Consider the following 26,438-nt stretch of genomic DNA (forward strand, 5'->3'; position numbering starts at 1 on the left):
GTCAAGCGGGGAATGTCGTCCATCTATATCGGCCGGTATATCGATCATCTTTAGCCTTCACTCGTCGTGTCTCTGATGGACCGGAGGGTGATGGTGAAGAGACGATCACGGGGCTTCCTGATCGGGGGGCTGGTGGTGGCCCTGGTGGCCACGTTGGGCGGGATGGAGGCCTTACCGGGCCGCGATCCCGACCGTGCTGACCAGGCTGCGGGCAGCGGCAAGAACGACGAGGGCGGGCTGCTGTCCCGGCTCGGCGACGCCGCGCGTGGGCTGGTCGGTTCTGGTTCGGGTGGGGCGCGGCCGGAGGTGGTCAGCGCTGGGCTGTTCCAGGCGGAGAAGCCTCTGCAGGGTAGGGAGTGGCCGCCGCAGAAGCGGGTGCGGGAGTTGCCCGGTGAGCGGACGGCGAACACCAAGACGTATCAGCTGTCGGATGGTCGGACGCAGGCGGAGATCTCGGCGGTGCCGGTGCATTACCGGGATGCGCAGGGCCGGTGGCAGGCCATTGACACCACGGTGCGGCCCACCTCGGAGAAGGGGTACGTGCAGGGCAACCGCACGAACACCTTCACCAGCCTGTTCGGTGACAGTTCGAAGGATCTGGTGCGGTTCGAGGCCGAGGGCCGCAGCCTTGAGCTGGGTCTGGCGGGCGCGGCGAAGAGCGTGACGCCGAAGGTGTCCGGTTCGACGGTGACCTACGCCGGGATCGCCGGTGGTGCGGACGTGGTGTACGACGTCACCTCGACGGCGTTGAAGGAAGAGATCGTCCTGCGGAAGCGGCCGGTTGGGCCGGTGTCGTACACGTTCACCCTGGACGCCGCCGGTCTGGCCGCGCGGCAGCGGGCGGACGGGTCGATCGCGTTTGTCCGTGCGAGTGGCGGTGAGCCGGTGTTCGTGATGCCGGCGCCGTTCATGTACGACTCGAAGGACGACAAGGCCTCGCCGCTGGGCAAGGTGTGGTCGGACAAGGTCACCCAGCGGGTGCAGCAGGTGTACGGGCAGACCACCGTCACCGTGTCGGCGGACGCGGCGTGGTTGACGGATCCGGCGCGGGTGTATCCGGTGGTCATCGACCCGACCATCAAGATCCAGCCGGTGCCCGATGGCACGTTGGGCGGGCAGGACACCCAGATCTACTCGGCCAACCCGAACCACGCCTATGGGCAGGACCAGGTCAGGTGGCCGTTGCATGTGGGCACCACGTCCAGTGGCGCGTGGCGGTCGTTGCTGAAGTTCAACCTGGACTCGATCCCGCAGAACACGCCGATCGACGACGCGCAGTTGCAGTTGTACTACTCGCAGACGCACACCGCCTGGCAGTACGACGTGCCGATGGAGGTGCGTCGGGTTCTGGAGGCGTGGGACGAGGACACGGCGACGTGGGGCACCGTCAGCGGCAAGATCGCCGGCGCGCCGGCGGGCAACGTGGTGACCAAGGACGACGGGGACTCCGGGACGTCGGTGGTCGGCTCCTGGCCGTATTCGGGGAACGCGACGTTGACGCCGAAGGCGATCAACGCGGACTACCGCTACCACGGCAGTGCCAGCGCTTCGGACACCCACACCTGGGTGCCGACGATCACTGAGGCGGGTGACTACCAGGTCGAGGTGCACTACGTGGGCGAGTCGGACCGGCCCACCAACGCCCCGTACACCGTCTATTACAACGGCGGGTCGAAGACCTACCCCGTCAACCAGAGCACCCCGACGGCTGCGGGCGCGTGGGTGACGTTGGGGACGCATCCGTTCGCGGCGGGCACCACCGGCAAGGTCGTGCTCAACGGTGTGCCGGGCACGACGGCCATCGCCGACGCGGTCCGGTTCACCAAGGCCGGTGCGGTGAAGAAGTACGCCAAGTCGAGCGTGTGGAACTCGTTCCCGGTGCGGAATCTGGTGCAGGACTGGGTGAACCGCACCTACCCGAACCACGGGCTCATGGTCAAGGCGCTGGACGAGGCGACCAGGAGCCGGGGCGGCCCGATCTACGAGGCGTCCGAGTACGCGTACAACAACGACCGCCGCGACTTCAACCTGCCGAAGCTGGTCGTCACCTACGGCCGGCCGGGTGTGGCGGTGAACCCGCCGACCACGATCACCTCCACCGGTGCCGTGCTCGACTGGCCGGCGTATTCGGGTTCGGACATCGTCGAGTACCAGGTGCACCGCAGCATCTTCCAGAACTTCACCCCGTCGGCGACGACGCTGATCGCGCCGGTGTCCACGGCGACCCGCAGCTACCAGGACACCACGGCGGTCCCGACAGCGGCGGACAACACCAACCCGATGGACCGCAAGTTCTACTACTACATGATCGCGGTGAAGACCCGCGACGGGCAGCTCATCGCCGGCCCGACGCAGCCGGCGATGCTGCCGAAGGCGGGCCAGATCACCCGGATCTACCGCACCGCGGCGACCGACGCGACCGGCTCGAACGGCGTCATCGACACCACCCTGTCCGCCGGGCGGCCGACGGAGAACGTCAACGTCTACGACGGTGACCCGTACGTCAGCCCGGGCAACAACTCGTCCTACTACGGCGACACCCGCGGCCTGGTCAAGTTCCCCACCCTGACCGGCATCCCCACCGACGCGAAGATCGTCGGTGCCGAGCTGCGGATGTACAACACCTACCTGTACGACGGTCTGGACACCGACGAGTACGTCGACGTCTACAAGCTCAAGCGGGCGTTCAACGAGACGAAGGCGACCTGGAACACCTACGACGGGGTGAACGCGTGGACCACGGCCGGTGGTGACTACGACACCGCCTGGAAGGCCAGCTTCAACGGCTTCACCAACGACCCGGAATGGGAAACCTGGGACGTCACCACCGCCGTGGACGGCTGGGTCAAGACCCCGGCCAGCAACTACGGCCTGCTGCTACGCCAGCGCGACGAGGTCAACCAGACCGCCCGCGCGATGCTGCTCTCCTCCGAGGGTGAGGAACCGCTGCTGCGCCCGACCCTCGAAGTCACCTACCTCGAGCAGACCGGCGAGTCGACCTACTACGCGGCGTCCACCCCGACGGTGGCGACCGCGAACGCCACGTACACGGTACCGGTCACCCTGTCCAACCCGACCCTGACCACCTGGAACCCGACCGACTGGGAACTCGGCTACGACTGGAAGCGGGCCGACGGCACCACCGACGGCGCGGACCCCAGCTTCGAGGTGGTCACCCCGCTGCCCAAGAGCGTTCCCGCCGGCGGCACGGTCGACGTCAACGCGCAGGTGAAGACCCCGCCGTCCTCGACGGAGGGCAACAAGCGCACCGACTACGTGCTCAAGTGGGACCTGCGCAACAAGCTGACCGGCAAGAAACTGTCGGAAACCACGCCGGCGATCCAGCCGTTGCCGCAGAACGTCGCGGTGGAGGAACCCACCTCCGACCAACTCGGCCTGGAGAAGTTCTACTCGTACGCGGGCAAGAACACCGGCGCCGGCGGCACCCTGATGAACAACCTCTACTCCGGCAACACGGTCTGGTCGTACAACGCGTTCAACAACCCCTCCCGGGGGCTGTCCACGTTCGTGCGGATGTCCTACAACTCCCTCGACACGTCCGACACCGTCGCCGGCTACGGATGGTCGGTGCAGGCCTCGTCGATGATGCGCCTCGGCGCCCCTCTCGACTTCCACCCCAACCCGAACCCCACCAAGGTCACCTTGACCGACGGTGACGGCACCAGCCACTGGTTCACCTGGGACGCGGCAGCGAACGAGTGGAAGAGCCCCAAGGGAGTTCACCTCTACCTGCAGAAGAACAGCAGCGTGGACTGCAAGCCCAACACCCAGGAACGCAGGGCGTGGGTGCTGACCCGGCCGGATCGGACGCAGTTCTTCTACGACTGCGAGGGCTTCCTGTCCAGCATCGTGGACAACAACGGCAACGAGATGCTCTTCACCTACGAGGAGCGGAAGTCCAACAACAAGCCGACCAAGTTCCTCCGCTACATCACCGACCCGACCGGTCGCAAGACGCTGACCGTCGACTACTACGCCAAGGGTCAGGCGTTCGACTACATCGACGACACCACCTGGACGCGGAAGTCCGCGACCAACCTGACCAACCCGAAGATCATCGATCACATCTCCCAGATCACCGACGTCTCGGGACGCAAGCTCACCTTCACCTACACCGACAAGGGCCTGCTCGGTGAGCTGATCGACGGAGCCGGGTCGACCGACGGTGCGCCGAAGACGTTCAAGTTCGCCTACGACATGACGCAGGGCAACAAGAACGTCAAGCTGGTCAAGGTCACCGACCCGCGCGGCAACCCCACCAGCCTGGTCTACAACTACCCGCAGACCGGCGACGACCCGAAGTTCCACTGGACCACGAAGTCCTACACCGACCGGCTCGGCTACCTCACCCAGTTCGGCTACGTCGACCCGGACGGCCCGCAGGGCAACAACATCAACGCCACGGTCACCGACGCCGAGAACCACGCCACCCAGTACCTGCTGGACGGCTACGGCCGGGCGTACCAGACGACCAACGCGAAGAACGAGGTCACCAAGCTCGGCTGGGACGACGACCACAACGTCATCCGGTTGGAGGAGGCCAACGGCGCGGTCTCCACCTGGGCGTACGACCCGAAGACCGGTTACCCGACCGAGGTCAAGGACGCCGAGGCGGTCCGCAACGGCTGGCCGGGCACGGCGCTGACCTACCAGCGCCAGCTCAACGGGTACGTGGCCGAGGTGGTCAGCAAGACCAGCTCGGAGGGGCGGAAGTGGACCTTCACGTACACGGCCGAGGGTGACGTCGAGACGGTCACCGACCCGGTGGGCAACACCACGGCGACCGATGGCGACTACACGAGCCGGAACACCTACGACGACTGGGGCCAGCTCGTCGCCGCCAAGGACGCCAACGGCAACACCACCGAGTACCTCGACTTCCACGCCAGCGGCTACCCGGCGAGGATCAAGGACGCCGGCAACGGGCTCTCGTACTTCACGTACGACGACCGGGGCAACGTCCTCGAGGTCAAGAACGGTAAGAACGCCAAGGTCACCCAGGGGTACGACACCTTCGGGCGGCCGAAGGACAAGGTCGAGCCGATGGACGCGGCCAACAACCGCTACATCACCACCAAGGCCTCGGTGTATGACGCCAACGACAACATCGTCACGGCGTACGCGGCCAACGGGACGGTGTCGACCTCGGTCTATGACAAGGCCGACCAGGTGATCGAGTCGTACGCGCCGAAGGACGAGGCGACCGACCCGGAGCGCAAGACCACCACGACGTACGACAAGGTCGGCAACGTCCTGACCGTCACGGAGCCGCAGGGCAACCTGACTCCCGAGGTCGGTGACTACACGACGACCACCAAGTACGACGCGATCTACCAGCCGATCGAGGTCACCAACGGCCTCGGCCAGAAGGTGGTCTCGGAGTACGACAATGTCGGCAACGTCACGGTCCTGTACGACGCGAAGAAGACCGCCAGCGCCGAGAACGACTTCACGACCAAGTACGAGTACGACTGGAACCACCGGGTCGTGAAGACCACCGACGCGCTCGGCAAGTTCACCACCGCCCGATTCGACAAGGACGGCCTGACCCTCGGCACCACGGACGCCGAGGGCAACGAGTCGCTGGCGACGTACGACGCCCGCGGCGCGCTGATCGAGTCGAAGGTGCCGCACACCAAGGACGGCGCCGGCACCATCACCTACCGCACCACCAAGTACGAGTACGACCAGGTCGGCAACCAGACGAAGGGGATCACCCCGCGCGGGGTGAACACCACCGACGATGCCGACGACTTCTCCGTGGTGACCGTGTACGACGCGCTCAACCGCAAGAAGGAGGAGTGGTCGTCCTACGACAAGGACGACAGCCGCTACAACACGCCGGACAAGACCTTCTACACCTACGACGAGATCGGCAACCTGACCAAGGTCAGCGCGCCCCCGTCGGAGGGGCAGAGCGTCCGGAACGACACCGAATACACCTACTACGACAACGGGTGGACCAAGACGTCCAAGGACCCGTGGGACATCGTCAACTCGTACGACTACAACGACCTGGGCCAGCAGACCAAGAACACGCTGAGCTCGGCCGGCGGGTCGACGACCCGGACGATGACCTGGGACTACTACCCGTCCGGCAACGAGAAGGGGCGCTCGGAGGACGGCCTGCCGGTCGGCAAGGACGTGATCCTGGTCGACAACTCCGACTCGAACAACACCGCGAGCCAGGGCACCTGGACCAGCGGCGGCGCGACCGGGCAGTGGGGCTACGACGTGGCCACCGCGCCGGCGGGCAGCGGCTCGGCCCAGTTCAACTGGCAGCTGAACGTCCCCCGCGACGGCAGCTACGAGGTGTTCGTGCGGCACCCGCAGGTCACCGGTGCCGCGACGGACGCGAAGTTCACCATCACCCACAACGGTGGCAGCGTCACCAAGACGGTGAACCAGACCCAGAACACCGGCGCCTGGATCAGCCTGGGCAGCTACGCGTTCGTCGAGGACGGCATCCAGAAGATCACCCTCACCGACCAGGCGACGGGCAAGGTCCTCGCCGACTCGGTCAAGCTGGTGCGGGACAACGCCGGTGACGTCGACAACGAGAAGAAGGAGTTCACCTACAAGTACAACCCGAACGGGTTGCTGGTCGAGGTCAAGGACCTCAGCCCCGGGGCCAAGATCAGCCGGTACGACATCGCCTACGACCAGCTCAACCAGATCTCCACGGTCAAGGAGTTCACCGGCGCCACCGACGCGACGCCGAAGAACACCACGGCGCTGACGTACGACGACAACGGCAACCCGCTCACCTCGACCCACGACCTGACCTGGTCAAAGATCGAGTACGACGCGCGGGACATGGTCGCGAAGGTGACCAACGCCGACTCGCCGACCGCGGGCAACCAGCAGATCTCGTCGTTCACCTACACCGCTCGCGGGCAGATGCTCAAGCAGACCAAGCCCAACGGCAACACCGTGGACTTCGAGTACTACCTCGACGGCGCCACCAAGCACCAGCTGGAGAAGACCTCCGGCGGGGCGACCGTCGCCGAGCACACGCTGGAGTATCAGGCCAACGGCCACCCGTCGCGAGACGTGCTCAAGTTGATGAACGCCGACAACTCGTCGGACTACATCGACAACACCTACACCTTCACCTACGACCCGCAGGACCGCATCAGCCGGCTCGACAAGACCGGCGACAGCACCTCGACCGAGTCGTACGTCTACGACGCCAATGGCAACACGGTGTCGCAGACGATCGAGGGTGTCACCAGCACGAGTAAGTACGACCGGAACCGGTTGCACTCCACCACGACGGCTGGGGTGACGTCGACATACAACTACGATCCGTTGGGCCGGCTGGACACTGTGTCGGTCGGTGGCCAGCGGGCGCAGAAGTACTACTACGACGGTTTCGACCGCACGGCGAAGACCACCGCCGGGGTCGGCGCCAACGCCAAGTCGACGACCTACGTGTACGACCCGTTCGACCGGACGGTGTCGCAGACGGCGGCCGGTAAGACGACGCTGTTCACGTACCTGGGGATGGACAACCAGGTGCTGCGTGAGGAGGTCGCCGGCAAGGCGGAGAAGTCGTACCAGTACGCGCCGTGGGGTCAGCAGCTGACCCAGATCAAGCACAAGGACGACGGCAGCCGGGAGTACTCGCAGTTCATCTACCGGCCGCGTGGTGACGTCATCGGCATCACCAAGGAGAACGGCAGCACCCGCGCCACCTACGGCTACACGGCGTACGGCAAGGACGACGAGTCCCAGTTCACCGGTGTGGACAAGCCGGGCGCTGCTCCGGAGGGTGAGGAGCCGTACAACGCGTTCCGGTTCAACGCCTCCCGGTGGGATGCGGGCTCGGGCACCTACGACATGGGGTTCCGTAACTACGATCCGGGCCTGAACCGGTTCCTGACCCGGGACACCTACGGCGGCGCCATGGCGGACATGGGTCTGGCTATGGACCCGTTCACGGGTAACCGGTACGCGTTCGCCGGCGGTAATCCGATCAGCTTCATCGAGCTGGACGGGCACCTGTTCGGGATGTCGTGGTCGGACATCGGCCACGCCGCCCTGGACGTCGCTGGCATGGTGCCGGTGATCGGTGAGGTCGCCGACGTCGCCAACGGCATCTGGTATCTGGCCGAGGGCAACTACGTCGACGCGGCGATGTCCATGGCCTCGGCGATTCCCCTCGCCGGGAACGCGGTCGCCGCAGCGAAGCTGGCGAAGACCGGCAAGAAGATCGCCGACGGCATCGACACCGCCAAGGACGTCGAGAAGGGCGTCGAGGCAACCGTCGACGCCTCCAAGGCGGCACCGTCCACCGGTGCCCCAAAGCCGAAGGACACCGAGGCACCGTCGTGTCCAATCCGTCCGAACAGCTTCGTGCCCGGCACGAAGGTCGTGATGGCCGACGGCAGCAGTAAGGCCATCGAGGAGGTGGAGGAAGGCGACCGCGTTCTGGCCACCGACGTTGAGAACGGCCAGAACCAGGACCGGGTTGTCACCAACGCCCGTAGCGTTGCAGGCAAGAAGACCTTCGTCACCTTCACCGTCGACCTAGATGGTAAGGACGGGTCGAAGACCGGAAGCATCACCTCCACTGATGCCCACCTGGTCTGGCTCCCCGACGCAGGCATGTGGGCCAAGGCCGAGCAGATCAAGCCCGGCATGTGGCTCCAGACCGCCGCCGGCACCTGGGTCCAGATCACCGCGGTCAAGCACACCGTCAAACACGAGCGAGTCCACAACCTCACCGTCGACGGCGTCCACAGCTACTACGTGCTCGCTGGCGACGAGCCGGTACTCGTCCACAACGAGGACCCTTGTAAGCCGTCGGTCCCCAAAAAGGCATCGGCGCATGCGGAGGGGGATAGCACCCTTAGCGGTTGGGGAGACGCACCGCCTGCGTACAACCGCTCTGTCTCACCTGAAGACGTGCTGGCCGAAACCCACCAAATGGGCGCCGTTCCCACCCCGGCGGTGCCTGCCTTCCTTGACCATGGCGTACCGGGGAAGTACTACGCGTCACACGCTGAAAGGCAGATGGCGCTGTTGCATCCTGATGCACCAATCGAGGTTGATCTCGACATGTGTGACGACTGTATTGACTGGTTCATTCGGAGAGCTGCCCATCGTGGCAAGACGCAACGGGTGACCGATCCTACCGGCACGAACGTATTTAGACCAGACGGCAGATGGGGGGTCGAGGGGGCCTGAAGATGTCGGGTGGCCCGGGAGAAATTCCCGGGCCACCCGCGGTTCTTCTAATCAGCATTATCCTGCTGTTCCCAGCCGCGTCATGCGCGACCGGCTCCACGATCTGGTCGCAGCCCATTCCATCGCGCCGTGGGCGCGAGCTCCGCATACAAGACAGCGGGCCGCCGAGTCGTCGCTTGGTGCGTCTAAGCCTGCACCAGATGGAGCCTGGGTCCGCCGGGTATGCGACACTCTGTCTTGCTGATCTCCTAGGGGCGAGGCAGCGCACGCGCCGTTTGACGATGCAAACGACCATGGAAGGCTGAACCTGGAGTTAGGTAGACCTCAAGGTCTGAGACCGGATTGCCTAATCAAGATTCTCGCGAACCACTGCTTAGGGGAAATCATGGACTTCTATGAACGGGGCCGGTCGGCAGCGCAGCGCGGTGACTTCGGAAAGGCGATTCGGCTTCTGACCGATGCTGGTCGAGACGGGCGAGCACTACTGCTGCTCGGGCAGATGGCCAGTAGCGGGCGTGGGCAGCCGGTTGATAAGGGTCGTGCGGTCGAATACTACGAGCAGGCGGCTGATCTCGGGAACTCTGAAGCCGCATATAATCTTGCCGCGATTTATGCAGCAGGCGGCGGTGTGGAAGCGGACCACAAAACGGCATTTTACTGGTATCGCCGCTCCGCAGAGCTCGGGAATGTCGACGCATTGCGTATGATCGGCGTGATGTACGCGTACGGGCAGGGGGTGGAGGTCGACCTAGTCGCTGCGGAAAAAGCGTTGGACAAGGCTGCCGCAAGAGGTCAGCGAGACGCTCCAAGAGATCTTGGAAGATTGTTTATCCGGGTTGGCTCGCCTGTGGCAGCGGCTCGGTGGTATCTGGAGGCCGCTCGGCGCGGTGATCGGGACGTCGTTGACGAGATACTTCGCCTTGCTCCTTCGCTTAAGGCTCTTGCTGACGAGGGCGATACAAGCGCTCGTACTTATTTAGGTGTCATCTTTATGCAGTATGTTGACGCTCCCGCAGAGACAATCGCACTACTGAGGAAGTCCGCAGACGAAGGCGATCCGATCGCGCAAAGATCACTTGGTTTCCTCTACCACCAAGGAGAGCTGATTGAGGCAGATCCAGCCCGCGCGCTCAAGCTGTTCCGATCCGCGGCCGAGGGCGGCGACGGTATTGCCGCTTACAACCTCGGTCTTCGCTACCTGAAGGGGGAAGGGGTTGAACGAGATTCGGCCGCCGCGATTCATTGGCTGCGCATTGCTGCGAATTCCGGTGTCGTTGAGGCGTATCCGCATCTCGGGAATGAACTCGCAGCCGTTGATGAGGACGCCGAGGCGCTGAGTTGGTACCTTCGGGGCGCTGAGGTTGGTCAAGCCGGGTGTATGTACGCTGCGGGATGCTGGTACCGTGACGGCATAGGAACGCCCGTGGACCTGGTCGAAAGCCTTCGTTGGTTCATCGCCATGCTTCGTGTTGGCAACGGAAATGGCATCCATGAAGCCCAATCATTCATTCGAGAGCTGTCGGACGAGCAGATCCGTCTTGCTGCACGTCGTGCCGGCAGTGTCTCCGATGGCGAGGTTTTTATTCAGCAACGGCAAGAGAACTAGGCGCGGGGCGATCCGACTGACATGGGCCGTCATCAGTAGTCGGCGCCCGCCCTCGCTTGGGGCGGGCGCCGACGCATGTTGGCCGCGTGACGTCGAAGCGCAGCCTGATCCCAGTGGTCTGGCTGAAAACGGTGCCGGTTTGTGTTCAGTGGGCGCCGTTCGATCGGACGGTGTCGAAGACCCTTGGGTCGAAGACCACGCTGTTACCCACCTGGGCATGGACATACTGCGGGGAAGGTTGCCGGTAAGGCGGAGAAGTCCGACCCGCCGGGGTGTGCAGCCGGAGAGCGAGGTTCCGGTTCAACGCCTCCCGGTGGGATGCGGGCTCGGGCACCTACGACATGGGGTTCCGTAACTACGATCCGGGCCTGAACCGGTTCCTGACCCGGGACACCTACGGCGGCGCCATGGCGGACATGGGTCTGGCTATGGACCCGTTCACGGGTAACCGGTACGCGTTCGCCGGCGGTAATCCGATCAGCTTCATCGAGCTGGACGGGCACCTGTTCGGGATGTCGTGGTCGGACATCGGCCACGCCGCCCTGGACGTCGCTGGCATGGTGCCGGTGATCGGTGAGGTCGCCGACGTCGCCAACGGCATCTGGTATCTGGCCGAGGGCAACTACGTCGACGCGGCGATGTCCATGGCCTCGGCGATTCCCCTCGCCGGGAACGCGGTCGCCGCAGCGAAGCTGGCGAAGACCGGCAAGAAGATCGCCGACGGCATCGACACCGCCAACGACACCCGCAAAGCCGTCAACGCGACCACCGACGGATCGAAGGCGCTCCCCAGCAACACCCGAAGGATACAAGGCCCTCGGGTCCGAGCTGCAAGACTAACAGCTTTGTTCCCGGCACCAGGGTCCTGATGGCCGATGGTTCGACCAAGGCCATTCAGGACCTCCAGGAAGGCGACTGGATCAAGGCTACGGATGTCGAGTTGGGTGTTACCAGGGACCGTCAGGTCACGGACACCCGTAACCACGAGGGTGACAAGAAGCTCGTCACCCTGACCCTTGATATTGACGGCAGCGATGGCGATGCCACCGGCAAGGTCACGTCAACGGCTGGTCACCACTACTGGCTTCCGGATGCGGGACGCTGGGTCACTGCCGACACGCTCAAGTCGGGCATGTGGTTGCGGACGTCTTCTGGCGTCTGGGTCCAGATCACCGCTGTAGAGCACGAGCGGCGGCACGAACGTGTCTACAACCTCACCGTCGATGCGGACCACAACTACTACATTCTGGTCGGCGGCCAGACCGTACTAGTCCACAACGAATGCCCTGACTACGATGAACTGGCTGGGGACCGGGCAAAGCAGCTTCACGAGGGGCTCAAGGACCCGAAGCAGGAGAAGGGCGGATGGGCCTATGAGAACGACACGACGGCCGTCGTTCTCGCGCGCGACCAAGGCGGCAACGTGCGCACCATCGTTGCCTCCAACCGGAAGTACGTGCCAAAGAAGATCAAGAATCAGCTCGATGCGACGGCTGGCGACGTATTTGCTAACGGCAAGGGTCATGCTGAAATGACGGCCCTGGACTACATGGACAAACAGGGCTGGGAGTTCCTCGGCGGTGGAGCGAACCGCAACGTTTGCCCGCCATGTGAAAACTCAACCCGGGACCGGGGGATGTCTTTGAGAGGGCCCAAGTTCCTCGGCAGATTGAAGTATCTCGGCAAGATGTTCAACTACATGGGCGAAAGGATATTCAGGTGACGGACCTGGAGGACGACATGAGCCAAGCGTCTCTGCTCAGCCCTGCAGCGCGGCAGAGTATCGCGGCTCTAGTCCTCGTCCGATACTTCGGCTTTAATCAGGATCCGAAGTTCTCGCCCTGGTTCGAACAGCACCGGGAGGCGTTGTCGCAGGCATTGGCTGATGGATCACGGTTCCACCGTCAGGCGATCACCGGAACGGCAATTTCAACCGAAGAGATCAGGCCCGTGAGAAGTCTGGTCGAGCGCGCTTTGGGAGCAAGCGATCCAGAGGGTCTGCCATTCGAGACGGAGATCGTCGACCATCTTGTATTAGCGGCCGAGGTTCTCGACTATTTGTCCGCGCCGCAGGATTTGGAACGATTGGAACGCGTTTTCGAGCACGCGGAGGAACTTGCCGAGGCGGGCGAAGAAATGGCGACCAGTGAGTCTATGGCGGAGGAAGGGGAAGGCGTCGATCTCCTTCAGTTGGAAAGCGAAACCCGGCGGTCGGACTTGAATGAGATGAGAGAAGCGCAGGACCTGGCAAGTTTCGATCCGAGTCCCCTGCTTCTTCGCAGTCAGGACTTTTCGCGAAAATATGCTGAGGTAATCGCAAACGGTTACTCTGATGAGGAGGCTGGTCGCCCCTAAGGTAAGGCGGGAATATGCGGTGCCCGCTCCACGCCAGTGGGCGAGCACTTCGCTCATTGGGGAGTCCTGGGGAGCCCAATGAAGCCAAACTCCTTCAATTCGGGGCCCAGTGCCGGCGCCGATTGGCGTATCGCGACGTAGGCCGCGCGGGCTGCTTAGGTGGATTCATCTAGGGCGGACGCCTAACCGGTGAATGTGGCCGCAATTCGTTCTGATGAGCGCCGAAAATTATTAAACCAATCACGTGAACCGATAGCGCACTTGGAGAGTTGGCTGAAGTGGTTGATCCTGGCGGACGTTTGGCGCTGATTCAGTCTCTCGGCTTGCTTTCGTTGGCGAGGTGCGTACCTCTGCTCCACTCGGCTCACTTCCAACTCGTCGATCACGTGGTCGATCTGGTCGAGGTAGGGCCAGTGGTGTGGAACGACGTCATGTGGCCGACCGAAACCCTGCCATTGGAATCGCATTTCAAGCGCTATCTTGATAATGTCGACTGGCAGGAAACGGGCCTCCCGCATGTGCAAAACCACACAATCCAGCTGGCGCATGCAATGTGTGACCCGCAGCTGGAAAGTGAGTCCGCTGAGCTGGCCTTCCGCGTGTCTTCAACAGAAGTGTGGGCTGCCTGCGACTGGATCACCGAGCGGTCGGATGGATGTAACGAACCCATCTTTGCGCGGTTGAAAACGACTCTTCTTGGCGTTGAATTTGAGTGGCAAGCTGCTGATGGGCGCGCCTTGATCGGAGCTGGATTGAATGAGAGATCCTACCGTGACCGGATGTTGTGTATCAAGGCGCCAGAACGGTATGCGCTGCGGACGCAAATCGCAGAGGCGATTGTGAGGCTTTCGAGTCGAGCGGGTGTCGAATGATTTCAGGAAACCGGTAATGCCCGTGCACCCTCTGCTGCAACTGGGCTGAACGGCCACGCCCCGGCCGGGGGGGAGGGGGGCGTCGCGGGCCAGTGCATCGGCGGCTGGCTGGGGCGGGCACCCGGCGGCACCCCCAGTTCGTGTTGTCGCGATCCAAGTGGCCGCCTGACGGGCAGGTACGACCGCGACCAACGCCAGCGCGGGCAGGCCATCGCGGTCTGGGCGGGCTGCCAGTTCACCGGCGGTGCGTTCGGGCCGGTGTTTGGCGGATTCCTGCTCTGGGACTTCTGGTGGGATCGGTGTTCCTGGCGGCCGTGCCGGCGAGCGATCGGTATGCGACGTATGTGCCCTAAAATCGCTAATTATCTCGCCGATGGTGCGAGGGCCACATATTCGGTTCCGCATGGGTCATCGCTTCTTCCGAGTTGGTGATGTTGATGTTCGAAGCATATCGAGCGTCCGATGAGACGGTGGCTGCTTGGCGCGTTTTAGCGCAGCGAGTACGTGAGGCGCTCGATCTCGCTGGAATCCCCAACCATTCCGCAGGCGACTCTCCTCGGCCGGCTGGCGCCGAAATTGAAATCGACCACGGCAATGATGAAATGGGCGGCGTGTTTGTCGACTGGCGACCGGCAGATGCCCTCACCGGCGCGGTTGCCGAATCCACGATGGAGGGCCGCCCGGACGCTCCTGCGATACAACTCTTCATGGCCATCGCGACATCTATGCGTGACGCGATGATCGGTATTCTGCACGCCTCGGGATTCAACGTGGTTCCTGTCGACGACTACGCCATGCGGCCTCCCGCGATCCATGTTCTCCGATGAACGGGTGGCCTTGATCCCACGGGCGTCGGAGCGCTCAGCGCTGGTTCGTGCTAAGGGCTCCAGTAGGTTTACGATACTGGCCATGCGGAGAGCGTCGTTGATGCAGTTCCGGGTGGAGGCGTACTATCGCCCACAGCACGGCGACAAGCGTGAGTTGCTTGTTGCGCCGGAGGATGTGGACGAGCTGATTGACTCCCTGTTGGCGGGACCGATCCACCAGAACCTGGCGGAATTGCATTCCCTGGAACGGTCAACCCTGCCTTCCGGTGCTCCCGATCACGAGCTGTTGGTCGGTGCTGATCAAAGCCTTCAGGTCGGCGTTCTTGAGTTCATGGATGCCAGCGGAAACTGGACGACGGTCGGGTTACAAGAGGGTCGTACCGAGGTTCGTTACTCGTGCGTAAATCATATGACCGAGTTTCCAGCGCATTCGGAGATTCCCATCGACCTAATACGTCGAGCGGTCAAGGAGTTCTGTCTATCCGGTGGGCAGCGGCCTACCTGTGTCCAGTGGGAGAATCCAGAGTTCTGGTGATTCTCTGAGAAGCACCTTGTTCTGACGATGCCGGAAGGCGCGAGGCCGGACCCACGAATGGGTCCGGCCTCGCTCCGTCTACGACGCCAATGGCAACACGGTGTCGCAGACGATCGAGGGTGTCACCAGGACGAGTAAGTACGACCGGAACCGGTTGCATTCCACCACGACGGCTGGGGTGACGTCGACGTACAACTACGATCCGTTGGGCCGGCTGGACACGGTGTCGGTCGGTGGTGAGCGGGCGCAGAAGTACTACTACGACGGTTTCGACCGTACGGCGAAGACCACCGCGGGTGTCGGTGCGAACGCCAAGTCGACGACCTACGTGTACGACCCGTTCGACCGGACGGTGTCGCAGACGGCGGCCGGTAAGACGACGAGGTCAACGGCCGGTTCATCGGAACTTGCTGGCGGTGTGGGCAGACGTCCAACAATCCGGACAATTTCCACGTAGGTCACCGAGATGAGGCAAAGTCCAACGATGGCAACCTGACCTTGATCGACCTCTGTCTAGAGGGCGCAGCCTGTAACCTACGTGCCAAGAACTCGGGTGCGCCCAAACTGGGTCGGTCTTGTGCGGATCGGGGAAGCTGTGGGGCCCCATACGGAGGAACGGGACTGATTGCCTTGGCGGAAGTCGTTCAGGTGTTGATTGGCAGGACGTGAGCGGGTGAGGATTCGTTCGAACCACTGCTCGTAACTCCCGTCGGCGCGGAACTTTATCAGTTGGAGCGCTCGCCGCTGATGGCAGATGGGATGGCTCGAGGCGACACCCTTCGCATCGAGAATGAGGGGCGAAGCTACCAGGTTATCCGTGACGGCGGCTACTATGCGGTGCAGATCTACTACCGCCGGGAGTTGGAGATCGAGGATCTAAGAGGGATGGAGTCGCACCTCTCGCAAGTTGGAGGTGAGGTCGACGCTCACGCCGCCCGCGTGATTGCCGTTACCCTTCCTGCCGGCGTACCGACGTCGACGTTGACTGCACTTCTTGATGGTCATCCACGACGTGGCGACTTCGAATGGCGGCTTTCAAAGTCTCCGTTAGCTAACTAGCCGTACCCAATGCGCCGGGTGGCCCTGTTCGCGAAGCTATGCCAGTCACGCGAACCGATAGCGCAAATTGGAGGAACAGTTGCTTCTCTGGGATCATGAGATGCAGCCCTTGCGGAACGAGTTGCAGAATATCCAGCCCCCTCAACGGCTGGCCATGGCGATGGCGGCGATGGAGTGGGCCCGCGACGCAATGGGCCAGATTGAGACAGGGGAGATCAGCGACTACCTGTTTCGCGGAATGGCGGCCGGCCGTGAAGCGGTGTCGGCCAGCGGGGACAAGATCGGTCTCCCCGAGGAGATGCTCGACGAGTACCAGGATGTCCTGGACTTGGCGGACGAGCCCGGAACTTCGCACATATTGTCGGCTCTTTTGGCCTGCGCCGATGCGCCTGAGGGGCTGACCGGTGAGGTTCTCTACGGTGTCTTCTCTTTCTGTTACGAAGGCCTTCTCGATCGAGAGGAACTGCCTGAGCGGACGGTGGAAGCCGAGCGAGCGAACGTCAGGTGCCTTGAGGCGATCGCCTTTCAGAAGAGGCTCGTCAACGAGGCGCTCGGACGTTGACCCGCACGGCGTCGCACGTCAGTGACGGGCGCTGATGACGCCGACAGACGTGAGGCTGGATCCGCGACGGGTCCAACCTCACGTCCGCACCGCCGGCGGCCTTTCGCAGGCGGTCGCCGGTTGTTGAGTCGAGCCGATCCCAGTGGCGGGCGGCCAGAATTCTGCAGCAGCACTCCTCAGCGACGGAAGGAGCGGTTGTTGGTGAACGCCGATGAGTTCGCGGAGACTGCCTCAATCGAACAGGCTGCTCTCTTCTCTGCCGCCTGCGCGGAGCGGGCGATTGGCGTCCTGTTCCGGGTGGTTTCTGAGGATGGCCGCCGGGATGATCTGGACCGCTACCACGAGGCTTTGGAAATGCTCTGGACGCCTGTTCCAGGTGATCCTTCGCGATACTCGTCAACGCGTCAGGCTCTTGAACGGATGCGTGAAATGCACGTCGGGGACGAGCTTCCCGGTCCCGCTGCTCACGCCCTTTATGGAGCCGTCGTCCTCCACGCGGCGCTGGGGACGCTCGCAGCGAGCGCGGTGGTTGCCCTGGAAGACTGCTCAATGGCGGCGCGAAACAGTGCCTTCAGAGTCGAGGCCAGGACCGGGCATCGCGTCCTCAGTGCGGAGGAGCGCTGTCAGGCGGAGGACATCGAAAGCCTCGTTGCCGGTGTGAGTGCGGACAAGATTCGGGAAAATGCCCGACGCCACGGGCGTAAGCGCCTGGACCTTCTGTACGCACACTACCGGCAGTCGAGGCCGGGGCCGGAGTTGCCGTCGAGCCGATGAGTTATTGGGACCGGGAGATGGCATATGGGACGGGTTTCAGCGGCGAGCATATTCCGGCAACTGGCCGAGGCCGGGGTAATACCCGAAGACGCTGTGATCGCCAGCCGCGGGGTCGCTACGTGGCAGCAAAGCGATCTGGAATGCGTCACCTGGCTTGAGGAGGAGCCAGCTGGGCTGGTGAGGGTATCCATGAACGTCGGTGACGCTCGACTGGGGTCGCCCATGGACGAGTTCGGCCGTATGGCGGTTCGCCTGCGCCCGAGGCTCTCCGGCATCTTCTGGCCCGAGAGGAAGGTGCTTACGGCGGAGCAGGTCAATTATTTTGAGACAGTCATCAGTGCAGAGCGTGCATTCCTCAGAGACAGGCGGGATCTGATCGATGTCCTGGCGTCGGAGTCGGAAGTCGTGCGCGGTGACGTCTATGCATGGCAGGATAAGGCCAGTCACGTCGCACGACGTGTTCAAGCGTTGATTCTTGCTGAGGACATGGGTGAGCTGGTTCTGGCTGCTCGACTGCGCGATTCCCTGCGGACGGGTACCAAGCATTCCCCGGGCGACCTGCCCGAGTTGATTCAGGCAAGGAGATGGGCCGACCGGTACGCTAAAAACCTAAATCGAAAGATAGTGATCTAGCATCGCTCGCCCAGCGAACTGTCGGGGCCGGCTTGTGTGCCGCTGCTGATCTCGGTCCCGGGGCAGCCGCGATCGAGCCCGGAGGTGCCGTGGTGCGTAACCAGCGACTGGTTGGTGGGCCGTTGTGGACGGCCCTGTTGTTCTTCTGGGGATGGCCATGTTCTTCGGCGTCGGCCTGATCGGTGCCGCCAACTCCTTGGGTTGTGAGGGCGCATGTGCGAGAAGTGCGGACTGGGCCTGGTTGGGGCTCGCGATCAGCTGCGGTGCCGGGCTGCTCTCCATGCTGCTGCTCGTGCTTCTCGGCTGGGTGCTGAAGGACCAACGACGTCGCTTCCTGACCTTCGCCAGCCTCGCCATGCTGGTGGCCGGCGTTGTCGGTGTGGTGGCGTTCGTGGACTCTACGACGGCCGGGGGGCGTCGCGGGCCAGCGCGTCGGCGGCTGGCTGGGGCGGGCACCCGGCGGCACCCCCAGTTCGTGTTGTCGCGATCCAAGTGGCCGCCTGACGGGCAGGTACGACCGCGACCAACGCCAGCGCGGGCAGGCCATCGCGGTCTGGGCGGGCTGCCAGTTCACCGGCGGTGCGTTCGGGCCGGTGTTTGGCGGATTCCTGCTCCAGCACTTCTGGTGGGGATCGGTGTTCCTGGTGGCCGTGCCGGCGATGGTGTTGCTGCTGTTCGTCGGGCCGGTCCTGCTGCTCGAGTTCCACAGCGACCACGCCGGCCGGCTCGACCTGGGCAGCGTCGGGCTGTCGCTCGTGGCAGTGCTGCTGATGGTCGACGGCATCAAGCAGCTGACCGTCGAGAGCGTGCCGGTCGTGCCGGCCGTGGCCCTCGTCGTCGGGGCAGTCGTCGGACTGCTGTTCGTACGCCGGCAGTTGCGGCTGGAGACGCCGCTGCTGGACCTGCGGCTGTTTCGCAACCGCCCGTTCACGGTCGTACTCGTCGCGCTGGTCTTCGCCGGGGTCGTCATGGCGGGTACGGGCCTGATGGTGACCCAGTACCTGCAGAGTGTGCTGGGCTTCTCGCCGGTCGCGTCGGCGGTGCTGTGCGCACCCATGGGCCTGGCCTCCGCAGTCGGGCACCATGGCCGTGTCGGTGCTGACTTGGCGGATGAGGCAGCCGACCGCGATCGCGGGTGGGCTGGTGAGTTCGGCGCCGGGCTGGCCGTACTGGTCCTGACCATGCGCCCGCCAACCCGGACCACCGCGGCCACGCTCCCCGACTACGAGGCGACTCGCTTATGAAACCCTGCCAAGGTCGGCGCTGCGCGTCGGTGCAACCAGGTGGGAGCGTCTCAGCTCGAACTGGCGGGTTTGTCGGCGTAGATGCCCTGCAGCATCCCGGTGGCCTGCCCGATCTCGATGACGTAGCCGTCCGGGTCGCGGAGGTAGCAGCGCACCTCCGCCTTGCGGTCGAGCGGCTCGGTCAGGAACTGCCCGCCCTTGGCCCGGGTGTCGGCGTAGAAGGCGGCGATGTCGGCCACCCGGACGTTGAGGAACGCGGAGACCGGGTCGCCCGGCTCGTGCGGGGTCAGGGTGATGTCGGGCTTGTCGGGGGTGGGGCCGCCGCCGGGGTTCATGATGATCCAGCTGTTGGCGATCTTGACGATTGTCGGATTCTCGGCGAGGACGATCTGCCCACCGAAGATGTCGGCGTAGAACTTCCGCGAGACGGCGACGTCGCGCACGGTGAGGAAGTGTGTGACAACCAGACCCTGCCGTGGCGCGGGAAGATCGTCGCGGTCCACCATCGGGCTCTCCTCACGGTCGCCTGGTCCTGCCGACGTAGGGGTTTCCGCCAGCCTCCCAGCTCTGTTGTCGCCACATACGCGGCTTCAGAAACTCCCGCCGGACGGGGTATGGTCCGCCGTCACCGACCGGCGACGTGGCCAGCGGACTTGATCATGGCTGGGCGCGGCAGCACCAGGTGATCAGTATTGAGCCGCGGCAGCGCGTAGCTCATCGACCACCCGCTCCCGAAGGTGGCCCGGTGCCAGCACCTTCACGGCGGTGCCGAGGCTGAGCAGTGCCGATAGCGCCCACCCTTCGTTCTCGAACGGGACGGTCAGCTCGACCGCCCCGGTCGCGGTGACCGGGACCCGGTCCTTCCCGGGGGCGGGCACCAGCCGGCGCAGGCGGGGCAGGGCCCGGGCGGTGACGCGTACGGTGACCTCGACGGCGGGCTCCTCGTCCTCCAGGGCCCGGCGCGCCTCGGTCCACGATCCGGCGAGGTCGAACCGGGGCGGGCGGGCGACCGGCTCGTCAAGGACGTCCACCGCGCGCATCCGGGAGACCCGGTAGGTGCGTCGCCGGCCGTCGCACAGGGCGACCAGATACCAGTCGCCGGCGGCGAGCACCAGCCCGAGCGGGTCGACCTTGCGGGTGGTGGGCCGCCCGTCGCGGACGTACTCGATGCGGGTGCGGCGGTCGCGCCAGACCGCGTCGGCGAGTTGGGGGAGGCAGGGCACCGGCTCGGGGGCGCTGTACCAGCGGGCCGGGTCGAGGTAAAAGCGCTCGGCGGTCCGGCCGGCGCGTTCCCGGGCCTCGCCGGCCAGGCTGGCCCAGACCTTGACCCGGGCGCCCTCCAGCAGCTCGCCGAGCCCGAGTTGCTCGGCCGGGCCGGCGAGCCCGAGGAACGCCAACGCGCCGGCCTCGTCCAAGCCGACGCCGGTGAGCCGGGTGCGGTAGCCGCGGTCGAGGCGGTAGCCACCCGCCGGCCCGCGGCTCGACCGCACCGGAATGCCGGCGGCCACCAGCGCCTCGACGTCGCGCTGCACCGTACGCTCGCTGACCGCCAGGTGCCGGGCCAGCTCCCGGCCGCTGGCCTGGCCGCGCACCTGCAGTTGCAACAGCACGGTCATCATCCGCGACGCACGCACGGTCCCATGATTGCCGACGTATACGACAGAAGATGTCGGGAACTCGGGTGAGACTCGGTGGACCGAGCCGCATCACCGAGGGAGAAGACATTGTCGGAGCGGATCACGCCGGGGCAGTTCCACGCGGCCGCCGGGGTCGAGGAATGGCGGGTGCTGGGCGAGGGGGCGTGTGCCTGGTTCCGTACCGGCTCGTTCGCGGCCGGCGCCCGGCTTGTCCGGGCGATCGGCGAGCTGCCCGGCCTCGAAGACCACCATCCGGACGTCGACCTGCGGCACGGCGGGGTGGCCGTCCGGCTGATCACTCTCACCTCCGACTACTACGGGCTGACCGGGCGCGACCTCGAGCTGGCCCGGCGGATCTCGGCGGTGGCCCGGGAGCTGGGCGTACCCGCCGACCCGTCGGCCGTGCAGACCGTGCAGGTCACCATCGACGCGCTGGTCGGCCCCGAGGTGACGCCGTTCTGGCGCGCCCTGCTCGGCTACGTCCACCGGGCCGGCAGCCCTGAGGACCTGGTCGACCCGCGCGGCCGGGGGCCGGCGTTCTGGTTTCAGGCGATGGACGCGCCGCGGCCGCAACGCAACCGGGTCCACGTCGACGTCTGGGTCCCGTACGACCAGGCCGAGGCCCGGGTGACGGCGGCGCTGGCAGCCGGCGGGCGGCTGGTCAGCGACGCGGACGCGCCGTCGAACTGGGTGCTGGCCGACGCCGAGGGCAACGAGGCCTGTGTCGGCGCGTCCGGCTGGCCGGGTGCCGGCGGTGCGGCGTGACGCCGATCGGTGCTGCGGTGTCGTCCGGGCCCGGGCCCATGCGCCGCGCTGTTACGCTCCGCGCGGGAGGACTGCGTACCGTCACGTTCCGGACTCGCGGCCGGCGGAGGGCGTCACATCGGTACCCTGCTAGTCCTGGCCTGCCCGCGACGACATGGTGGTTTGTTGATGAACGATCTTCGAGTGGTGGCGTTCGACCTGGACGACACCCTGGCCGTCTCCAAGTCGCAGATCGATCGTCGCATGGCGGAACTCCTCGGCCACCTGCTCACCGAGGTGGACGTCCTGATCATCTCCGGTGGCCGGTTCGAGCAGTTCGAGGCGCAGGTGCTGGCCCACCTCGAGCTCACCGAGGAGCAGCGCAGCCGGCTGCACCTCATGCCGACCTGCGGCACCCGGTACTACCGCTGGCGGGACGGCGACTGGCGGCTGGTCTACGCCGAGGACCTGAGCGAGGCGGACAAGGTCCGGATCGTCGCGGCGCTCACCGAGTCGGCGAAGGCGCTCGGCCTCTGGGAGGACCGGACCTGGGGCGACATCATCGAGGACCGGGGCAGCCAGATCACCTTCTCGGCGCTGGGTCAGTCCGCCCCGCCGCAGGAGAAGTACGGCTGGGACCCGGACGGCAGCAAGAAGAAGCGGCTCCGGGACGCGGTCGCCGAGCAGCTGCCCGACCTGGAGGTACGCGGCGGCGGCTCCACCTCGATCGACGTCACCCGCAAGGGCGTGGACAAGGCGTACGGCATGCGCAAGCTGCTGGAGTGCCTGGACCTGAAGCACGACAACGTGCTCTTCGTCGGCGACCGGCTGGACCACGGCGGCAACGACTACCCGGTCAAGGCGATGGGCATCCAGTGCCACGCCGTCACCTGCTGGGAGGAGACGGCCGACTACGTGCAGGTGCTTGTCGACGACCTGGTCCGGCGGCACGCCCAGCGGGCGTAACCGCCGAGCCCGGAACCGGGGCCCCAGCGCGTGCTGAGGCCCCGCTGCCCAGGCGGCTCAGAGCGCCGCGCGGATCGCCTCGGCGAGCGTGGTCGGCGTGCGGCCGAGCAGCTTCGCCAGGTCGTCACCGACCTCCAGGTCGCCCTGGGCGAGACCGCGGTCGCCGTCGGCGAGCACGGCCGCGTAACCCTCCGGCAGGCCGGCCGCGACCAGCAGTTCGGTGAGCTTGTCGATCGGCAGGTCGAGGTACGACACGCTGTTGCCGCTCTGTCGGGAGACCTCGGCGGCCAGCTCGGTCATGGTGAACGGCGAGCCACCCAGCTCGTACACCCGGTTGGTGTGCCCCTCGGTGGTGAGGACGACGGCGGCGGCCTCGGCGTAGTCGGCGCGGGTGGCGGCGCTGACCCGGCCGTCGTTCGCCGCGCCGGCGACCCCGTGCTGGAGGTACGTGGGGAGCTGCCCGGTGTAGTTCTCCAGGTACCAGCTGTTGCGCAGGAAGACGTGGGGCAGGCCGGAGTCCAGGATCAGCTGCTCGGTCGCCTTGTGCTCGGCGGCGAGCACCAGGCTGGAGGTGTCCGCCTTGGCGATGCTGGTGTAGACGACCAGCCCGACGCCCGCGGCCTTGGCGGCGGTGATCACGTTGCCGTGCTGCACCACGCGCCGGCCGACCTCGCTGCCGGAGACGAACATCAGCTTGTCCGCGCCGGCGAAGGCGGCCTGCAACGACTCGGCGTCGTCGTAGTCCACCTGTTGGGTGACCAGGCCGCGCCCGGCGAGGCCGGCCAGCCGGTCGACGTCGCGGCCGGCCGCCACGATCTGGTCGGCCGGTACACCCCGGTCGAGCAGCGACTGGACGATCAGGCGGCCGAGGTGGCCGGTGGCGCCGGTGACGACGATGGACATGGGAACTCCCTGCGGTCGGTGCTGAGAACACTGTCTTCGCACAGCAACGGGAACATCGCAGCCTTACTTCCCGTTGGAGAGTAGGCACCTTCAAGTTCGATACGCACCGAAAGAGAGTGAAGCCCGTGCAGGCGGACCCGTTCAACCGGAACTGCGGCAGCCGGAAGGTCCTCGACCGGATCGGCGACCGGTGGAGCGTGCTGATCGTGCTCACCCTCGCCGGCGGCGAGAAGCGCTACGGCGAACTGGCCGAGCGGATCGACGGGATCAGCCAGAAGATGCTCACCCAGACCCTGCGCGGGCTGGAACGCGACGGCATCGTCACCCGTGCCGTGCAGGCCAGCGTGCCGCCCCGGGTCGACTACGCGCTCACCGACCTCGGTCGCAGCCTGCTCGACCTGGTCGCCGGCCTGGAGGCGTGGGCCACCACCCACCTCGACGAGGTGGAGGCCGCCCGGGCCCGCTACGACGCCCGCTGACGGTTCCGGAACCGGCGCACCCTGGCGTCATCGGCGTCGATGCGGTAGGAACAGGGCGTCCCGGCCCAGAGAGCGCTCTCACAGCTTCCGCGGCCGATCCCAACCCCACCACCGACAGGGCAGGCAGATGAGACCACTCGACCCCTCCCGCCGCCGTTTCCTCACCCTGACCGCCGCCTCGGCCGTGTCCCTCACCGGCCTCGCGCTCCCCGCGCGCCCGGCCGCCGCCGCACCCGGCCGTCCCGAGGACGCCGAGCCGGACCTCGGCCCCAACGTCTTCGTGTACGACCCGACCACCCCGACCGAGGAGATCCAGTCCACCCTGGACCGTCTATTCGCCGCACAGGAACGCAACGAGATGGGCGCCGACCGGTACGCCGTGCTGTTCAAGCCCGGCCGGTACGAGGTCAACGCGAAGCTCGGCTACTACACCACCGTCGCCGGACTCGGCGCCCACCCCGACGACGTGGAGATCCACGGCGCGGTACGGGTGATCGGGCAACCCGACCCGAACTCGCCGGCCGGCATCTCCGCCCTCACCAACTTCTGGCGCTCGGTGGAGAACCTCGCCGTGACCCCAACCGACTGGTCGAACCAGTGGGCGGTCTCCCAGGCGTCCCCGATGCGCCGGGTGCACATCAAGGGCATCCTCTGGCTGGAGCCGGGCAACGGCGGTTACTCCAGCGGCGGCTACATCGCCGACTCCAAGGTGGACGGCATCACCATCAACGGTTCCCAGCAGCAGTGGCTGACCCGGGACAGCGAACTCGGCGGCGACTGGACCAACGGGGTCTGGAACCAGGTCTTCTCCGGCGTGCTCGGCGCGCCCGCGCAGGGCTTCCCGAACCCGCCGTACACCACCCTGCCGACCAGCCCGGTCACCCGGGAGAAGCCGTACCTCTTCGTCGACGGCGCGGGCCGCTGGCGGGTGGCCGTACCCGCGCTCCGGCACGACACCGCCGGCACCAGCTGGGGTGCGGTCGTACCCTCGTTGCCGCTGTCCGCCTTCTTCGTCGCCAAGCCCACCGACTCCGCGCAGCGGATCAACCAGGAACTGTCCCGGGGTCGACACCTGCTGCTCACCCCGGGCGTCTACCACCTCGACCGGGCCCTGCGGGTCAAGCACCCGGACACCGTCGTGCTCGGCCTCGGCATGCCCAGCCTCGCCCCGACCACCGGCGACGCGGCCCTGCGCATCGAGGACGTGGACGGGGTACGCATCGCGGGGGTACTGGTCGACGCCGGGCCGGTCGAGTCGGAGGTGCTGGTCGAGGTCGGCAAGCGGAACAGCCACCGGTCGCACGCGACCAACCCGATCTCGCTCCAGGACGTCTTCTTCCGGATCGGCGGACCCTCGGCCGGCCGGGCGGCCACCAGCCTGGTGGTGAACAGCCGGCACACCCTGATCGACAACATCTGGGCCTGGCGCGGCGACCACGGCAAGCCGGGCACCATCGGCTGGACCGTCAACACCGCCGGCACCGGGGTGGTGATCAACGGCGACGACGTGACTGCGTACGGGCTCTTCGTCGAGCACTACCAGCGGTGGCAGACCGTCTGGAACGGTGAGCGCGGCCGGACCGTGTTCTACCAGAGCGAGTTGCCGTACGACCCGCCGAGCCAGGCCGCCTGGCACAGCCCGACCGGGCGGGGCTGGGCGTCGTACCAGGTCGCCGACCACGTCCGCACGCACGAGGCGTGGGGGCTGGGGGTCTACTCCTACTTCAACCAGGGCGTCGACATCCGCTGTGACCGGGCGATCGAGGCGCCGCGCCGGGCCGGTGTGCGGTTCCACAACGCGATCACCGTCTTCCTCGACGGCAGCGGCGGCATCGAACGCACCATCAACGAGGCCGGCACGCCGGTCGTCGGCTCGTACGGCACCAGCCCGGTGATCAGCTACCCGTGAGACGGGGCGCGGGCGCGGCGCGCCGGTGAGGTAACAAAAATTCACCGGAACGCGCTGCGCCCGCTCCACCGTACACAGGCGCCGTCCCGACCATAGGCTCCGGCGCATATCGAGCCTTCG

The 26,438-nt window shown here is 65.6% G+C and carries 21 protein-coding genes; 18 read left to right on the forward strand and 3 right to left on the reverse strand.

Annotation, left to right across the window (positions count from 1 at the left end; all coding sequences use genetic code 11):
• Nucleotides 1-93: 93 nt before the first annotated feature.
• The 14 genes from ACGF4F_RS07675 to ACGF4F_RS07740 all read left to right on the forward strand — a co-directional run bounded on the left by ACGF4F_RS07675 (nucleotide 94) and on the right by ACGF4F_RS07740 (nucleotide 19,680).
• Nucleotides 94-9,213 carry a DNRLRE domain-containing protein gene (locus ACGF4F_RS07675; RefSeq protein ID WP_393075732.1) on the forward strand — a complete coding sequence of 3,040 codons (9,120 nt, stop codon included), beginning with the start codon at nucleotides 94-96 and terminating at the stop codon, nucleotides 9,211-9,213.
• Nucleotides 9,214-9,598: 385 nt separating this feature from the next.
• Entirely contained in the window at nucleotides 9,599-10,819 is a 1,221-nt protein-coding gene (locus ACGF4F_RS07680) for a tetratricopeptide repeat protein (protein WP_357437189.1), read from the forward strand.
• 272 nt (nucleotides 10,820-11,091) lie between these two features.
• Nucleotides 11,092-11,688 (forward strand): RHS repeat-associated core domain-containing protein, encoded by a 597-nt coding sequence (locus tag ACGF4F_RS07685; RefSeq protein WP_393075736.1) that lies wholly within the window; start codon nucleotides 11,092-11,094, stop codon nucleotides 11,686-11,688.
• Entirely contained in the window at nucleotides 11,688-12,542 is an 855-nt protein-coding gene (locus ACGF4F_RS07690) for a polymorphic toxin-type HINT domain-containing protein (RefSeq protein ID WP_393075739.1), read from the forward strand. The genes ACGF4F_RS07685 and ACGF4F_RS07690 overlap by 1 nt, the downstream gene beginning before the upstream one ends.
• Complete coding sequence (locus tag ACGF4F_RS07695) at nucleotides 12,539-13,174, forward strand: hypothetical protein (RefSeq protein ID WP_357437196.1); 636 nt, start codon at nucleotides 12,539-12,541, stop codon at nucleotides 13,172-13,174. Before ACGF4F_RS07690 ends, ACGF4F_RS07695 begins: the two co-directional genes overlap by 4 nt.
• A gap of 269 nt (nucleotides 13,175-13,443) precedes the next feature.
• Complete coding sequence (locus ACGF4F_RS07700; protein WP_357437198.1) at nucleotides 13,444-14,046, forward strand: hypothetical protein; 603 nt, start codon at nucleotides 13,444-13,446, stop codon at nucleotides 14,044-14,046.
• A gap of 437 nt (nucleotides 14,047-14,483) precedes the next feature.
• Nucleotides 14,484-14,873 carry a hypothetical protein gene (locus ACGF4F_RS07705; protein ID WP_393075743.1) on the forward strand — a complete coding sequence of 130 codons (390 nt, stop codon included), beginning with the start codon at nucleotides 14,484-14,486 and terminating at the stop codon, nucleotides 14,871-14,873.
• Nucleotides 14,874-14,973: 100 nt separating this feature from the next.
• Complete coding sequence (locus tag ACGF4F_RS07710) at nucleotides 14,974-15,408, forward strand: Imm1 family immunity protein (protein ID WP_393075746.1); 435 nt, start codon at nucleotides 14,974-14,976, stop codon at nucleotides 15,406-15,408.
• Between the two features lie 100 nt (nucleotides 15,409-15,508).
• Nucleotides 15,509-15,865: a hypothetical protein gene (locus ACGF4F_RS07715; RefSeq protein ID WP_393075749.1), complete on the forward strand. Its 357-nt coding sequence runs from the start codon at nucleotides 15,509-15,511 to the stop codon at nucleotides 15,863-15,865.
• Nucleotides 15,866-16,101: 236 nt separating this feature from the next.
• Nucleotides 16,102-16,467: a DUF4265 domain-containing protein gene (locus tag ACGF4F_RS07720; RefSeq protein ID WP_393076079.1), complete on the forward strand. Its 366-nt coding sequence runs from the start codon at nucleotides 16,102-16,104 to the stop codon at nucleotides 16,465-16,467.
• Between the two features lie 109 nt (nucleotides 16,468-16,576).
• The gene (locus ACGF4F_RS07725) at nucleotides 16,577-17,029 is read left to right on the forward strand and encodes a hypothetical protein (RefSeq protein ID WP_393075752.1); all 453 of its coding nucleotides are present in this window, start codon (nucleotides 16,577-16,579) and stop codon (nucleotides 17,027-17,029) included.
• A gap of 201 nt (nucleotides 17,030-17,230) precedes the next feature.
• A complete protein-coding gene (locus ACGF4F_RS07730; protein ID WP_393075755.1) occupies nucleotides 17,231-17,803 on the forward strand; it encodes a hypothetical protein in 573 nt (190 codons plus the stop codon).
• A 222-nt stretch (nucleotides 17,804-18,025) separates the two neighbouring features.
• Nucleotides 18,026-18,436: a hypothetical protein gene (locus tag ACGF4F_RS07735; RefSeq protein WP_393075758.1), complete on the forward strand. Its 411-nt coding sequence runs from the start codon at nucleotides 18,026-18,028 to the stop codon at nucleotides 18,434-18,436.
• Between the two features lie 377 nt (nucleotides 18,437-18,813).
• A complete protein-coding gene (locus tag ACGF4F_RS07740) occupies nucleotides 18,814-19,680 on the forward strand; it encodes an MFS transporter (protein WP_393076082.1) in 867 nt (288 codons plus the stop codon).
• A 50-nt stretch (nucleotides 19,681-19,730) separates the two neighbouring features.
• Here the strand turns inward: ACGF4F_RS07740 and ACGF4F_RS07745 are convergent, their stop codons facing one another.
• The gene (locus ACGF4F_RS07745; protein WP_393075761.1) at nucleotides 19,731-20,186 is read right to left on the reverse strand and encodes a VOC family protein; all 456 of its coding nucleotides are present in this window, start codon (nucleotides 20,184-20,186) and stop codon (nucleotides 19,731-19,733) included.
• A gap of 180 nt (nucleotides 20,187-20,366) precedes the next feature.
• Entirely contained in the window at nucleotides 20,367-21,314 is a 948-nt protein-coding gene (locus tag ACGF4F_RS07750; RefSeq protein WP_393075764.1) for a helix-turn-helix transcriptional regulator, read from the reverse strand.
• Nucleotides 21,315-21,404: 90 nt separating this feature from the next.
• Between ACGF4F_RS07750 and ACGF4F_RS07755 the strand changes: the two genes are divergently transcribed.
• On the forward strand, nucleotides 21,405-22,082 hold the full coding sequence (locus ACGF4F_RS07755) for a VOC family protein (protein ID WP_393075767.1): 678 nt from the start codon (nucleotides 21,405-21,407) through the stop codon (nucleotides 22,080-22,082).
• Nucleotides 22,083-22,250: 168 nt separating this feature from the next.
• Nucleotides 22,251-23,027 (forward strand): HAD-IIB family hydrolase, encoded by a 777-nt coding sequence (locus ACGF4F_RS07760; protein ID WP_073840070.1) that lies wholly within the window; start codon nucleotides 22,251-22,253, stop codon nucleotides 23,025-23,027.
• 57 nt (nucleotides 23,028-23,084) lie between these two features.
• Here ACGF4F_RS07760 and ACGF4F_RS07765 read toward each other — a convergent pair whose 3' ends face one another.
• On the reverse strand, nucleotides 23,085-23,930 hold the full coding sequence (locus tag ACGF4F_RS07765) for an SDR family oxidoreductase (protein WP_393075771.1): 846 nt from the start codon (nucleotides 23,928-23,930) through the stop codon (nucleotides 23,085-23,087).
• A gap of 125 nt (nucleotides 23,931-24,055) precedes the next feature.
• Between ACGF4F_RS07765 and ACGF4F_RS07770 the strand changes: the two genes are divergently transcribed.
• Both ACGF4F_RS07770 and ACGF4F_RS07775 read left to right on the forward strand, forming a co-directional pair.
• Complete coding sequence (locus ACGF4F_RS07770; RefSeq protein ID WP_393075774.1) at nucleotides 24,056-24,409, forward strand: winged helix-turn-helix transcriptional regulator; 354 nt, start codon at nucleotides 24,056-24,058, stop codon at nucleotides 24,407-24,409.
• Nucleotides 24,410-24,536: 127 nt separating this feature from the next.
• Nucleotides 24,537-26,318, forward strand: a complete 1,782-nt coding sequence (locus ACGF4F_RS07775; RefSeq protein WP_393075777.1) for an adenylyl cyclase — start codon at nucleotides 24,537-24,539, stop codon at nucleotides 26,316-26,318.
• Nucleotides 26,319-26,438 lie beyond the last annotated feature (120 nt).

Origin of the sequence: Micromonospora sp. NPDC047740 (assembly GCF_043204735.1) — a bacterium.
In the GTDB taxonomy this organism is placed as follows: domain Bacteria; phylum Actinomycetota; class Actinomycetes; order Mycobacteriales; family Micromonosporaceae; genus Micromonospora.